The organism is Sphingobacterium sp. UGAL515B_05 (assembly GCF_033097525.1).
GTDB lineage: Bacteria > Bacteroidota > Bacteroidia > Sphingobacteriales > Sphingobacteriaceae > Sphingobacterium.
In genome coordinates, this window is sequence record NZ_CP109907.1 from 6,283,977 (window position 1) to 6,297,830 (window position 13,854).

The following is a 13,854-nucleotide window of genomic DNA, read 5'->3' on the forward strand; positions in this document are numbered from 1 at the left end:
GAACAGCTAAATATAAAAAAAAGCATTTGCTTTCATTGGAAATAATTATTTATTAATGGCAATTCTTACCTTGGATCGAACTACTCGTCACACAACGTAAGAATTACCTCCATCGTGATAAACCATAATAATCTACAACCATCCGACGATTGGACTCCCTTTGCGAATCAATTGCTAGTGAATCTCAACGCTATAAGGCAATCTCGCCTGCACACCCGTCTGTGCTGTAGCTTTTTTCATGACATCAAAATAACGATAGTATTCGCCCATTTGCTCTTTTGCAACCCAAACTTGGACTTTTTCTTTTGAATTATTCAATATTGAGGTAAAAGGATCCTCTTTCTCCGGATACTGGGACACCTTGTATTTGCTCAAGTTGGCCTTTTTAGCGGCAGCCTGAATAGCGGCATCCAAGTTTCCGAGACGGTCAACCAATTTATTATTCAATCCTTGCGCACCGGTCCAAACTCTTCCCTGCCCAATACTATCAACATCAGCAATGGATAATTTACGGCCGTCTGCAACAACTTTCGTAAATGTACCATATACTTTATCAACTTCCCGCTGGATGATATCCCTTTCTTCCGCTGTCAACGGGCGATCAAAAGAAGTCATCAAATCCGCAAACTTACCCGTTTTTACACCATCGTAATGTACTCCAATCTTATTGTTCATCAGATTTTGGAAATTAGGAATCACGCCAAATACGCCAATAGATCCTGTAATCGTAGTAGGTTCGGCAAATATCGAATCCGCTGCCGCTGAGATATAGTACCCTCCCGATGCAGCTAAATCTCCCATGGAAACGATGACAGGCTTCACTTTCTTGGTCAAGATAACTTCCCGCCAAATAATATCTGAAGCCAAAGCAGACCCTCCCGGTGAATTAACACGCAAAACAACAGCTTTGACTGCATCATCTTCTCTTAATTTTCGTAGTTCGCGGGAGAATTTATCACCGCCGATTTGGCCAGGTCCAGTACCCTCACCGTCAACAATTTCTCCAGCAGCATAAAGAACTGCGACTTCAGATCCACTCGCATCGTCTTTTACCTTTTTATTATAATCCAGTAGAGAAACAAACGATATTTCATCTTTTTCCGAAATTTTCAAACGTTTTCTCAAGTCTGACAAAAGTTCGTCTTTATACAGCTTGGCATCCGCAAGCTTATATTTAACCGCATCGTCCGCATCCCGAACGCGATAGTCATTTGCTATAGCCCGTAATGAATCGGCAGCAATATTTCTGCTCGCTGCTATTTCATTAATAAAAGTACTGTATATACTTCCCAAATATGATGTTACCTGCAAACGATTGGGATCACTCATTTTATTCAAAAAGTAAGGTTCAACAGCACTTTTAAATGTACCTACCTTCACAATCTGCATCTCTACTCCAACCTTATCCAAGAGGTCTTTATAGAACATCGTAGAACTTGCCAAGCCTCTGAAATCAATCGTTCCTTGTGGATTAACATATACTTTATCAGCGATGCTCGCTACATAATAGGCCTTTTGGTCATACCCGGCATTATAAGCAACAACAAATTTGCCGGTTTTCTTAAAGGCCAAAAGTTCGTCCCTGACTTCCTTTAAGCTCGCAAAACCAACTCCGATATGACTAGCATCTAAATAGATCCCTTTAATATTCCCATCCGTAGCTGCATACTTGATCCTCGCCAAAATATCGTCCAACCCAATATTTTTAGTAGAATAACCTGGAAGATTAAGACTACCCAAAGGATTCGCTTCACTTCGCTCTGTAATATCATAATCAAAAGATAGGTATAAAACCGAGTTGCTTTTAACAACAATCTCCTGATCAGAGGACGCCGAGCTGATAATCGCCCCAATTATCCCCATCAAAACAATAAACAACACAACAAAAGAGATCACAATCCCCGTAATTGTTGCCAGTACGTACTTAAAAAATGATTTCATATTTTGTAATTAAATCCGATCCATAAGATATCTTCCAAGAGAAAGACCTATTTTTCACTAAAGGTAAGGCAATATTTTTTATTCACCCAGTCTTTTATTTCATCTACACCACATTTTATTCGCGAAATTAAGGAGCCTAGCCTGAAAGAAATCTACCTATCCAAAGATCATCAATACCCTAAATCCAAAGAAATAGCCGAAATTCAAACAACTAAGTTCCCCAAAAGCTTAATTTAGCATTATGAATAAGATTTATATACTTTTGGGCACTAACCTCGGAGACCGTTTTCAACAGCTTGATCTAGCGAGAAAACAACTTGAAACACACGTTGGAGAAATTATTGAAGTTTCTTCGATTTATGAAACAGCGGCCTGGGGAGTTGAGGACCAACCAGCCTTTTTGAATCAGGTCGTTTTAGTAGCGTCCGAGTTACAGCCTTCGGCATGTTTAAATCTAACACAACATATCGAACAGGAATTAGGACGTATCCGCATAAAAAAATGGGGTGAAAGAGTAATTGACATCGATATACTCTACTTTAATCAGGAAATCATCGACTTGCCCGCACTGCAGATCCCACACCCTTATATCGCCGAACGGAAGTTCACACTCGAACCATTGGTAGAAATAGCTCCGGGCTATATCCATCCCGTTTACAAAAAAAATAACGTATATTTATTGGATAAATGCAAAGACGACTTACCCGTAAAGAAAATTAGCGACGATGAACCATATCGACATTGAACTGATCCGCCAAAACATGTTTGACAACCACGAATTAATCAAACAATTTGTATCCATGTATCTTATCCAAACACCTGTGGATCTCGACAAGCTCCGACACGCGGTAGCTGAAGGTGATCTTCAAAAGATTGGTGATACAGCCCATCATATCAAACCGACAATGGACTATATCGGTGCCTTTCACTTAAAAGAAAAATTTGAGGAATTAGAGACCAATGCAAAAAATGAAGAGTCTCTCGAGGGCCTTCAGGCCACCTTCGATATTATAGATATCGAAATGAAAGAGCTCCTGTTTGAATTGGAACAATATGAAAAAACGATCTAAACCAGATCGTTTTTTTTATTGAAATGCAATGCCGATAATAGGAAATATAAAACTAAAATAATCGGTAAAGCCATAAATTGACCAACAACAAACAAGATCAACGTCATGATCAAAAATATAAAGCGAAACTTATTCGTTTTCCAGTCCATCGAACTAAATTTCATCGAAAACAACCTAATTTCACTCACCAATAGATAACTGGTTAGAAGAATACTAACGATTAATACAATCGGATTTAAAACCAATTGCGGGTACTTGTCTGCAATATAAGGCAGTGAAAGTACATAAAATGTATTCATTGGCGTATTCAAGCCAATGAAATCAGAAGTTTGACGCTCATCCAGGTTAAACTTTGCTAAACGTAAGGCCGAGAAAACAGTAATGATAAACCCTAGATAAGGCAACAGAGAGCCATCAGGAAACACCTTTGTCAATAAAGTAAACATAATTGTCCCGGGTAAAAAACCGAAACTGACCATATCGGCCAACGAATCAAGCTCTTTTCCGATTGGTGATTTAACATGAAGAAGCCGCGCCACCATTCCGTCAAAAAAATCGAATATCCCGGACGCAAAGACACAAATAGTAACCACTTGAATATTGCCTTGCAATGCCATCAATACAGCGATACAGCCACTAAATAAATTTAGGCAAGTCAGTAGATTTGGGATATGTTTTTTCATTTACAGGATCTATTTTATAAAAAAAGCCATCATTCGATTAAAATGATGGCTAAAATATCAAAATTTGATGGGATTACCCATTCATACTGATCAAAAATTCTTCATTTGATTTAGTTCCACGCAATTGACCTTGTAAAAATTCCATGGCCTCTGTAGAATTCATATCAGATAAGTGATTACGAAGTACCCAAATACGTTGTAATGTTTCTTTGTCAGTCAATAGATCATCGCGACGTGTACTGGAAGCTGTGATATCGATCGCAGGGAAGATACGTTTGTTCGCCAACTTACGATCCAACTGTAATTCCATATTACCTGTACCTTTGAATTCTTCAAAGATAACTTCATCCATTTTAGAACCTGTATCTGTTAATGCTGTTGCTAAAATTGTCAATGAACCACCGTTTTCGATATTCCGTGCGGCACCAAAGAAACGTTTCGGCTTATGTAAAGCGTTAGCGTCCACACCACCTGACAAAATTTTACCTGACGCAGGCGCAACTGTGTTATATGCACGAGCCAATCTTGTGATTGAGTCTAACAAAATAACGACATCATGTCCACACTCTACCATACGTTTCGCTTTCTCAAGCACGATATTAGCGATTTTCACGTGGCGGTCAGCCGGCTCATCAAATGTTGAAGAAACAACTTCAGCGCGCACACTTCTCGCCATATCAGTAACCTCCTCAGGACGCTCATCAATTAATAAGATAATCAAATAAACTTCTGGGTGATTCTTTGCAATAGCATTTGCAACCTCTTTCAACAAGTTTGTTTTACCCGTTTTCGGTTGAGCAACGATTAACCCACGTTGACCTTTACCTATTGGCGTGAATAAATCCATGATACGTGTCGAATAGTTTCCAACACCCATATCCAAATTTAAACGCTCATCAGGGAATAATGGTGTCAAATAATCAAATGGCACACGATCCCGTACCTCAGCAGGATTTTGCCCATTGATAGCTTCAACCCTTACCAAAGGAAAGTATTTTTCACCCTCTTTAGGAGGACGAATACTACCACGTACCGTATCACCAGTTTTCAAACCAAATAATTTGATCTGAGATTGTGATACATAAATATCATCAGGAGAAGTCAAATAGTTATAATCTGATGAACGTAAGAAGCCGTAACCATCAGGCATGATCTCCAATACACCCTCATTAACGATCACATTATCGAAATCTGTACTTGAAGAAGTGTTTTCTGCTTTAGGAGTTTGTGTTGCTTTTTCAGGTTGGGGACCTTTATCTGCTGATGGTGTGTCTTCGGTTGCAACCGGGGTTTCCTCTTGCTCAGAAACTTCACGTTTTCTTACCGTGACAGGTTCCGCAGTCTTTACGGTCCGCACACGTTTACGTGTACGTTCAGCATGTTCCTGGTTATCTTCCTCTACTTTAGCTGCTTTTTCAGCTGGCGCTGGAGCTGCTTCCTCTTCCCCACCAGTATTGCTAATTCTTTCGATTAATTCTTGTTTACGCAATTTATCAGCATCTGCGATACCGATCAACTTAGCAATCTCGCGCAATTCCGATACGAGTTTAGCGTTTAATTCGTTAATATCCATTAATGTGTTGTGTATGATTTTTGGATTTTTTTTGAGCTTTTTTCTGAATTCTGATTACACACTTAAACAAGTTTCCATGATTAAATGTAATGAAGAACTTAATGATTTCTTTTAAACCCGAAGTGGATTAAATATTGAGAACCTAGACAAAGAAAAAAACAAATTTTGTTATTTCAAAATATTTCAAAAAAAATATTTACTATTGTAGCTAGTAAAACGATTTAACAACATTTTTAGATTGAATTTTATATTTTTTTTCATAAGTTCGTACCTTTCAAAATTTAAGTTTTTAGATCCCTTATATGGAACAGCAACAAACTAAAACCAATTACCCCGCACTCTACACATTGATTATTGTGTTTTTCTTTTGGGGGTTCATTGCGGCAGGGAACAGTGTTTTTATACCGTTCTGCAAAAATTACTTTCATTTAGACCAGTTTCAATCCCAGTTAATAGACTTTGCTTTTTATACAGCCTATTATATTGGTGCATTGCTACTATTTATTTTCAGTTCAATCGGAGGAAAGGACCTGGTTGGAAAATGGGGATATAAAAAGAGTATCGTTTACGGTTTACTTTTCTCGGCCTTGGGTGCAGCAGCCATGATTGTTGCTGTCGAAGTAAACTTATATGTTGGTATGTTGTTGGGATTATTCGTTGTAGCCCTTGGTTTTTCATTACAACAGACTGCAGCAAATCCATTTGCCGTTTTATTGGGCGATCCGAAAACGGGTGCTTCCCGTGTGAACCTAGGTGGTGGTATCAACTCATTTGGTACAACAATAGGACCTCTTGTTATCGGATTTTCCTTATTCGGAACTTTTGAGCCTATTTCTGACTCCGAGATCGCTAACCTTCCTTTAAACAAGGTTGTTTATCTTTACATAGGTGTTGGTCTATTGTTCCTACTTGCTGCAGCATTATTTAATTTCAGTAAAAAAGTTCCTGCTGGCATTAGTGATGAACCAATGGAAAAGGCTAATAAAGCTTTACGTACATTGATCATTATGACCGTACTACTTTTTGGTATGTTCACACCGGTTTTTCTAAGCTATAAGAGCGATTTAGCCTTGCAGGTAGAGCAGTTACATAAACAGGTTTCAAGTTTAACGGATCAGGTTCAGATTGACCAACTCAAATTGCACATTAAAGAAGTGGCCAAACCACTCGAAATGCAACGTATGCTATGGTTGGCCGGAGCATTGGTGGTTGTGATCGGCGGTTTATTATTCTCCAATAAGAGTGCACAAAAAAATCCAGAAGGCTGGGGTGCAATGAAATATCCACAATTGGCTTTGGGTATGCTCGCCCTATTTATCTACGTCGGTATCGAAGTTGCTATCGGTAGTAACCTCGGGGAATTATTGACATTGAAGGAATTTGGTCATTTGCAATCATCGCAAATTACACCTTATGTATCTATGTATTGGGGGAGTATGATGATTGGTCGTTGGGCCGGTGCCATTACGGCCTTTAACTTGAGTAAATCGACTAAAAATGGATTATTGATTATCGTTCCTCTGATTGCATTCTCCATTATCATCGGAGTAAATACGCTTGCAGGATTTGAAATGTCACATCTCTATTATTACGTAGTATGTATTCTTCTTCAAATTGTAGCATTCTATCTAAGTAAAGAAAAACCTGCTCGTACATTGATTATTTTCGGATTATTTGGAATCATAGCGATGTTAATTGGCCTATTCTCATCGGGTACTATTGCAATCTACGCTTTCTTATCAGGCGGTCTTGCATGTTCAATTATGTGGTCCTCGATTTTCAGTTTATCGATTGTAGGTTTAGGTAAATATACCGCTCAAGGTTCGGCATTTCTTGTCATGATGATTCTTGGTGGTGGTGTTCTTCCTCCGATTCAAGGAAAATTAGCGGATATTATCGGCATCCATAACTCGTATATTCTACCATTAATCGGATTCTGTTATGTTGTTTTCTTTGCGATATTTGTTAAGGGAATATTAACAAAACAAGGAATCAATATTGACGAAATAGAGGCCGAAGGGGGCCATTAATACCCCTCACTAATTGTAAATAGTACACTATTTAAACAATTTTATTACACAGCTCAAAAACTGGCTTAACAATATCGTTAAGCCAGTTTTTTTATATAGTCACCAAACTACAAAAATTTATTTTTTGAAAAATACGCGGATAAATTATGATATTTAAAATTAAAAAATGTATTTTCGGGGAATTGATTAATGAATTGATTACTCATTTTATAACGATAAACACAATTAAAACTACTCAATAATGATAATCATTGCTGACGGGGGATCAACAAAAACAAACTGGTGTTTGTTAGACGATTCGAATAAAAAAATCTACTTCAACACAGAAGGATACAACCCTTATTTTGTTGATAGTGAATACATTGTAAACTCCCTAAAAAAAGGACTACCGCAAGATTTACCTTTTGAAAAAATCTCAGAAGTAAACTATTATGGTGCAGGTGTTCATAACAAGGAAAAGGCACAAATTGTAGTTGATGCCTTAAAACAAGTATTTACTACAGCTGAAGTTGAAGTAGGACACGATCTTCTTGCAGCAGCAAGAGCATTATTAGGAACTCAAGCCGGATTTGCTGCGATCTTAGGAACAGGAACAAACTCTTGTCTCTATGATGGCAAAGAAATCACATTAAACATCGACTCAGGTGCTTACATTTTAGGTGATGAAGGTTCTGGTAGTTATATTGGTAAAAAATTATTGGCAGACTATGTTCGTAATTTGATGCCTAAAGATGTTAAAGAAGTATTCTATAACACGTATAAAATGACAAAAGACGAAATTATGGACGCGGTTTATACCAAACCTATGCCAAATCGTTTTTGTGCTAGCTTTAGCAAATTTGTCTATGACAACAACGTAAATATCGAATATACACGTAATATCGTTGATGAAGCTTTTGAAGCATTTTTCAGAAACCTTGTTAGCAAATACCCTAATTATCAAAGCTATACTTTCAACTGTATTGGTTCGGTAGGTTATAATTTCAGAAATGTTTTGGCTGAAAAAGCTGAGCAATATGGAATGAAAGTAGGCAAGATCTTACGTTCTCCTATCGACGATTTAGTACAATTCCACATCGATAGAGCGGCAGCAACTGCCAAATAAAAAAGAAAAATAATCTTTAACATAATGAAAGGTATTCAATAAAATTGGATACCTTTTTTGTTGCTTTTCCCCCACGCTCTTGACCTTGTGGTCGTCTCCTCCATGAAAATCCCTTGCCAATATTAATTTCCAATAAACTAATTCATACCGTTTTACAAGACATTTTAATGATTTAATAACAGGAATTTCATCGGTACAAAATAAAAGTATCCTTTTTTTGTAAAAGAAGATAACAGATTTATTGAATGAAAAATCGTGGCATACAATAATACAAAAAACGGTAAAATAGACCGCTCATGATCGATTCATTTCAGGCAAATCCGTCAAAGGTGAACTATAGTCCTCAACAGCGGGACAAACAACAAAATCAACAAAGGTCGAGACATCTTTGTAGACATAGATGAATAAACAAATTTATTGCAAATGAAAAGAAGCCTTGATATACTTGTAATCTCAGATTTACACCTAGGTACCTACGGTAGTAGAGCTAAAGAGCTTTTACTTTACCTAGAGTCCGTATCTCCCAAAATACTGATACTCAATGGAGACATCGTAGACATTTGGCAATTTAAAAAAAGTTATTTCCCACAGGAACATCTCAAAGTCATCAAAAAAATCATTGACATGAGCTCTTCGGGCACAGAGGTGCATTACATCACGGGCAACCACGATGAAATGCTGCGCAAATTTACCGATCTAAAATTAGGTAATATCAAGCTGAGCAATAAACTACTTCTCTCACTCAATAATCAAAAAGTATGGATCTTTCATGGAGACGTTTTCGACGCATCCATTCATCATTCTAAATGGTTGGCCAAGCTGGGTGGATGGGGCTATGACAAACTTATACAGCTCAATAATATCATTAATTACTGCCTGGATAAAATGGGTAAGGAGAAATATTCTCTCTCTAAAAAGATCAAAAACTCTGTTAAAAAAGCCGTCAAGTATATATCGGATTTTGAACATACAGCTACTGAACTAGCGATTGAAAAAAATTATGATTTCGTTATCTGTGGACACATCCATCAACCTCAAATCAAAGAAGTTATAACACGAAAAGGAACCTGTACCTATATGAACTCAGGGGACTGGATTGAAAACCTCAGTAGTTTAGAATATAAAAATGGAGAATGGAAGCTGTTCTATTTTGAAGAAAACAAAGAACAAATCCTGAAGAATAAAATCATCGATATCCCTCTTTTCAGCCTGGAAGATCTTAAAAAGATTGTCATATCTTAATGAACACAACGCAGATCTGCATAAAATCAGGAAAACCATACAACAAAAAGCCGAGCTAGCTCGGCTTTTTGTTGTATGGTTTATAACTCAAATGTTGAACCGATTTCCGGCAATGACAATGAAATATCCTCATTTTGGAATTTATCCAAAGCTTGTTGTTTATCGATCGTTATTGGCGGAAATGAATCGTAATGAATACCAACTACCCGAGCACAATTCACAAATTCAGCGGCTTTAATTGCATCATCCACATCCATTGTATAATGCCCACCAATAGGCAAAAATGCCCAATCCAGCTTCATGTCTGCCAGCAATTTCATTTCCATGGTTAATGCAGTGTCTCCAGCAAAATAAATTCGCTTGCCTTTTACAGTAAAGACAAAACCGACAGGAAACCCACCGTATTGACCATCAGGTGTACTATTGGTATGTGCAGCATATACCATCTTTACCGAACCAAAAGGTAGTTGAACCGTTCCGCCCAAGTTAAACTCGATAACTTTATCATCAGGTACCCCCTGTCTTCTCACCCAACCTGCCGTTTCAACAATCGCTAAAACAGTGGCACCGCTGTTTTTTTGAATCGTCGCCATATCTGCCACATGGTCCTGATGTCCATGACTTAAAAAGATATAATCCGGTTTAATTGTATTTACATCGATTTCTTTTGCAAGTGGATTATAGGTAACAAATGGATCTAAAAGAACCCTCGTTCCGTCAAAATCAAACTCCACACATGATTGTCCATAATAAGTTGCTTTCATGATAATATCGCTATTGATTAAACAATCCACCTAGTCCTCCTAATCCACCCAACATATCCTTGCTTGCTGCCTGCATTTCAGCCTGGCTGATATTCTCAGCTTGGGCAATTGCCTTATTCAAAGCAACCACAAGTAACTCCTCCAATTCTTCCTTATCTGCGTTTGATAAAAATACAGGATCGATGGTAACCTCTTTTATCTCTTTGTTTGCTGTCGCTACCACACGGATTAGACCACCTTCCACTTCACCAGACACAGAAATTGAATCCAATCTTTTCTTGATTTCCTCCGCCTTTTGCTGGGCTTGAAATAATTTGTCAAACATATTTATATCATTTATTTCAGGCCAATTTACAAAAATCTGCGCATACCTACTATTGCTAATTTACTTTCGCCAATGCCTCCCTTTTTTTGAAAGTGTCTGATCTTATTGACCAGAAAGAACCTTCAGTTCGCTTTCATTGCGCTTGGTGTCTGCGAAGTCAGGAAGGTTTTGTATTTTTGCAACATGCAAAGCAATCAAGAAAAACTAGTCGCCCATATTTTGGACCAGTTGGATCTAAATTCGGCAGCTATTCCAGCTGAAACCTACGACACATTGATTTCAGATCGCCCTCAACTTGTCGACATCGATGATATGATCTCCTATATCAAACGTATCGGGACTGCTCTCGATGCCATCGATAAAACAGTTGAACTGGTTGAAAAAATTGAAGACGAAACAAGTATTCTAATCCATAAGCTTAAGTTTATTTCGGCCACTGACAGGCCCAAGGTATTGGTGCTAGACCAAATACAGCCCCTTGAAATAAACCGTTCGGCCTATCTGCAGGAAGCCATAAAAATTGCAGGTGGTATTCCGGTTACGACAGAAAATGAAGCCGATAAAATCATTGTCATCGGCCATGGGGAACAGACATTTATCCAAATCCCACAATTGTTGAATACGGCAGCTATCGCTTCATCCAAAGCTATCGAACTCGATCAGGTCTTTATTATGACCAGTGAACAATTTGCACAGATTCCCGGATACAATTATTTGAGCGAACTCGAATCCTTAGCCGAAATTCTTCAACCAAAATATTTCGTTTATGGTCATGAAGGAAACGATTGGCTACAATTTCAACTAAGCTAAAGAACCAAAAATATGGGCATAAAAAAACAGCTCCGCTAGAACGAGAGCTGTTTTTTATGTTTTACAATTTTAGTTGTATCTTCTGCGCAGGACGTTGTATAATTTTTCAACGGTATGCGGCTTCTCGGCCCACTTATTTTTAATCGCATAATTTGTCTGCAAAAACGCGTCCGCTTCCGCGTAGCTTGTAAACCTATTCAATAATTCGACGGCCTCACTATATGCTAAACTATACCCATTGAACAAATCCTTAATAAATAAGAGTTTGTCATTTAAGCTTATTCCTGCTTTAATATCCGTGAGCTTATCGCTATTGCCAGACTGATTCACCTGATAAACACGATTCTGCACGCCGGCTTGTTTCTGTTGAGAGATAATTTCATTTAAGGTCAATGGTCTCGCTGGAGCTTCCTCAATGACCGTATTGATTTCTTCCTGAATTAAAACTTCTTGCGGCTGTTCAATAACGACCTCTTTTGGTTCTTCGATTACTTCTGTAACGAAGACAGTAGGTTCTTCGACTTGCGTAATAGCTTCCTTTTCTGTCGGATAAGCTGGTTCCTCCACTGGGGCAGCTGCAAAAACAGGGGGAATTGAAGCAACTGGAGGAACAACAGATTCAACAACTTCAGGACTAGACTCTTCCGGTTGTATAGGTTCACTTTCAGAAACAAATGGAGTTTCTGGCTCTTTCGATTTTACAGTTTCACTTTCAAAGACAAATGGGGTCTCTTTTTCCTCCACGATCGCTTCCTCATTTCCACGGCTGAAATCTTCAACTGGTTGAGCTTCTTGAACCTCTTTTTGAGGCTGTTCAGCAACAACTTCCTGCGCTGATGTTCGAATGGTCGAAGGTGGGGTAAAATAATCGTTGAAAGCAATCTTCTTACTGTCCAAGGCTGCAGTACTTAAAGCATGCTGCGATTGACCTTCCTGAAGAACAGCCTTGGTCTTGAGTAAAGTTATGTATGCTGCCACAGCCTGTGCTTTCGCTTCCAGTGTTACTAATTCGTTAATTTCGGACAAACTCTCTTGCTCTGACAAGCTTAGATACTGTCCATTTAAATCCTGTAATAAATCGCCTATCTTATTAAAAATTTCCTCTTTAGTACCCATAGTTCTATTTGAAATCACCAATTAATCATTTATAATACTTATACCTTCAATCGACCGAAAAGTGGAAAACTCAATCCTTTGATTTAGAAATATTTGGATTTACCTTCACTTTTTTGCTACCCAAATTTAATATTTAATTCTGATATAATGCCGTTAAGTTACTGTACACAAACATTATAACAAGATTGAATACACTTCGTTGTAAATTATTTGTAAATCTTTCTACAAAACTTGACAGAAGTGCCCTGCCCTATTCCCAAATATCCTAAATAAAATAAACTTTTTTCAATAACACTATCGTTATGTTGTAATATGTTTTTATATTTGCAATGTTATCGTTTTGGTTATGTCGCGTTATGTTACTAATTCTGGATTACTTGACACTGATTTAGAATTGTTAGTGCTTACCAAACTGAGGAAGTTGGAGATTGGAGGAAAGCTTATTGTATCGGAGGTGGCTAAGAGAGATCCTGAGGGATTTATCAAGGTCATTAAAAGATTGATCAGCTGCGGATGGAGTGAATACGAATTTTCCAACGACTACACAGAGGTTAAGCGCTTGGACTTGCCGGATTTTGCTCGTGATTACTATCGCGAGCAATTAAGGGCACTAAAGCTTAACGAAAATGAAACCAAATTTCACAGAGAGTAATCTATCATCATTGGGATTTGATCCCAACGGAACATGGGGAGATAAGAGTCTTCCTTTATGGTCTATCTATTTAGGACACGGCATGTCCATGCACGTGGTCGATTGCAAAGAAGTATTTATTGAGGTTGATGGTTCAATCAAACCGCTGCCAGGTGTAACCAATGTTATGGCGCTTGCTAGTGGCTTGTTGCTGTTCGGTCGGTCGGTGGAGATATCCCGTGTATTGTCTGGTCTGAACGTGGACACTTTGGAAGTCGCAACTGGGGTTTATGACATCGCGCCCGAGCGTGAGGAAGTTTGTGAGGAGGTGTAGGGATGACAATCGAAGAAAACAACAATCTAGTTGACATAGCATCTAAAAAGAAAGATGGTGTCTACTCTAAAAAGCCTTACACCTATGCTGTAAAGGATGGCAAGATGGTAGCTTATGCAGATTATTTCGGTGATGTGTACAGGTGTTTCAGAGGATTCAATTCGCACATAAGAAAGGTGCAGCGCTATGAAGTTCGAGCAACTTTAACCACGATCATTAAAGAATTATAA

Annotated in this window: 14 protein-coding genes; 8 read left to right on the forward strand and 6 right to left on the reverse strand. The window is 38.2% G+C overall.

Features of this window, described 5'->3' with window-relative positions; genetic code table 11:
• Positions 1-174: 174 nt before the first annotated feature.
• Positions 175-1,941 carry a signal peptide peptidase SppA gene (gene sppA / locus OK025_RS26245; RefSeq protein ID WP_317667698.1) on the reverse strand — a complete coding sequence of 589 codons (1,767 nt, stop codon included), beginning with the start codon at positions 1,939-1,941 and terminating at the stop codon, positions 175-177.
• Positions 1,942-2,182: 241 nt separating this feature from the next.
• On the opposite strand from sppA, the gene folK reads away from it, so the two are divergent.
• Positions 2,183-2,686 carry a 2-amino-4-hydroxy-6-hydroxymethyldihydropteridine diphosphokinase gene (gene folK / locus OK025_RS26250; protein ID WP_317667699.1) on the forward strand — a complete coding sequence of 168 codons (504 nt, stop codon included), beginning with the start codon at positions 2,183-2,185 and terminating at the stop codon, positions 2,684-2,686.
• Positions 2,667-3,011 carry an Hpt domain-containing protein gene (locus OK025_RS26255; protein ID WP_317667700.1) on the forward strand — a complete coding sequence of 115 codons (345 nt, stop codon included), beginning with the start codon at positions 2,667-2,669 and terminating at the stop codon, positions 3,009-3,011. The genes folK and OK025_RS26255 overlap by 20 nt, the downstream gene beginning before the upstream one ends.
• Here OK025_RS26255 and pssA read toward each other — a convergent pair.
• Positions 3,008-3,694, reverse strand: coding sequence for a CDP-diacylglycerol--serine O-phosphatidyltransferase (pssA, locus tag OK025_RS26260; protein WP_248933299.1), 687 nt, complete (start codon positions 3,692-3,694; stop codon positions 3,008-3,010). The two genes, OK025_RS26255 and pssA, sit on opposite strands and share 4 nt — an antisense overlap.
• A gap of 73 nt (positions 3,695-3,767) precedes the next feature.
• Positions 3,768-5,267 (reverse strand): transcription termination factor Rho, encoded by a 1,500-nt coding sequence (rho, locus tag OK025_RS26265; protein WP_317667701.1) that lies wholly within the window; start codon positions 5,265-5,267, stop codon positions 3,768-3,770.
• Between the two features lie 302 nt (positions 5,268-5,569).
• Here rho and OK025_RS26270 point away from each other — a divergent pair, with 302 nt between their 5' ends.
• The 3 genes from OK025_RS26270 to OK025_RS26280 all read left to right on the forward strand — a co-directional run bounded on the left by OK025_RS26270 (position 5,570) and on the right by OK025_RS26280 (position 9,644).
• Positions 5,570-7,297, forward strand: coding sequence for an MFS transporter (locus OK025_RS26270; RefSeq protein ID WP_317667702.1), 1,728 nt, complete (start codon positions 5,570-5,572; stop codon positions 7,295-7,297).
• Between the two features lie 241 nt (positions 7,298-7,538).
• Positions 7,539-8,402, forward strand: a complete 864-nt coding sequence (locus OK025_RS26275) for an N-acetylglucosamine kinase (RefSeq protein WP_046671899.1) — start codon at positions 7,539-7,541, stop codon at positions 8,400-8,402.
• Between the two features lie 423 nt (positions 8,403-8,825).
• Positions 8,826-9,644 carry a UDP-2,3-diacylglucosamine diphosphatase gene (locus OK025_RS26280; protein ID WP_046671898.1) on the forward strand — a complete coding sequence of 273 codons (819 nt, stop codon included), beginning with the start codon at positions 8,826-8,828 and terminating at the stop codon, positions 9,642-9,644.
• Between the two features lie 80 nt (positions 9,645-9,724).
• Here the strand turns inward: OK025_RS26280 and OK025_RS26285 are convergent, their stop codons facing one another.
• Together OK025_RS26285 and OK025_RS26290 are read right to left on the reverse strand one after the other, a co-directional pair.
• Positions 9,725-10,408, reverse strand: a complete 684-nt coding sequence (locus tag OK025_RS26285) for a metal-dependent hydrolase (RefSeq protein WP_317667703.1) — start codon at positions 10,406-10,408, stop codon at positions 9,725-9,727.
• A gap of 10 nt (positions 10,409-10,418) precedes the next feature.
• Positions 10,419-10,733 (reverse strand): YbaB/EbfC family nucleoid-associated protein, encoded by a 315-nt coding sequence (locus OK025_RS26290; protein ID WP_046671896.1) that lies wholly within the window; start codon positions 10,731-10,733, stop codon positions 10,419-10,421.
• 183 nt (positions 10,734-10,916) lie between these two features.
• On the opposite strand from OK025_RS26290, the gene OK025_RS26295 reads away from it, so the two are divergent.
• Positions 10,917-11,543 (forward strand): hypothetical protein, encoded by a 627-nt coding sequence (locus OK025_RS26295; RefSeq protein WP_317667704.1) that lies wholly within the window; start codon positions 10,917-10,919, stop codon positions 11,541-11,543.
• A gap of 69 nt (positions 11,544-11,612) precedes the next feature.
• On the opposite strand, the gene OK025_RS26300 is transcribed toward OK025_RS26295, so the two are convergent.
• Positions 11,613-12,659: a hypothetical protein gene (locus OK025_RS26300; protein ID WP_317667705.1), complete on the reverse strand. Its 1,047-nt coding sequence runs from the start codon at positions 12,657-12,659 to the stop codon at positions 11,613-11,615.
• A gap of 626 nt (positions 12,660-13,285) precedes the next feature.
• Between OK025_RS26300 and OK025_RS26305 the strand changes: the two genes are divergently transcribed.
• Both OK025_RS26305 and OK025_RS26310 read left to right on the forward strand, forming a co-directional pair.
• Positions 13,286-13,624: a hypothetical protein gene (locus OK025_RS26305; RefSeq protein ID WP_317667706.1), complete on the forward strand. Its 339-nt coding sequence runs from the start codon at positions 13,286-13,288 to the stop codon at positions 13,622-13,624.
• Positions 13,625-13,626: 2 nt separating this feature from the next.
• Positions 13,627-13,854 carry a hypothetical protein gene (locus OK025_RS26310; RefSeq protein WP_317667707.1) on the forward strand — a complete coding sequence of 76 codons (228 nt, stop codon included), beginning with the start codon at positions 13,627-13,629 and terminating at the stop codon, positions 13,852-13,854.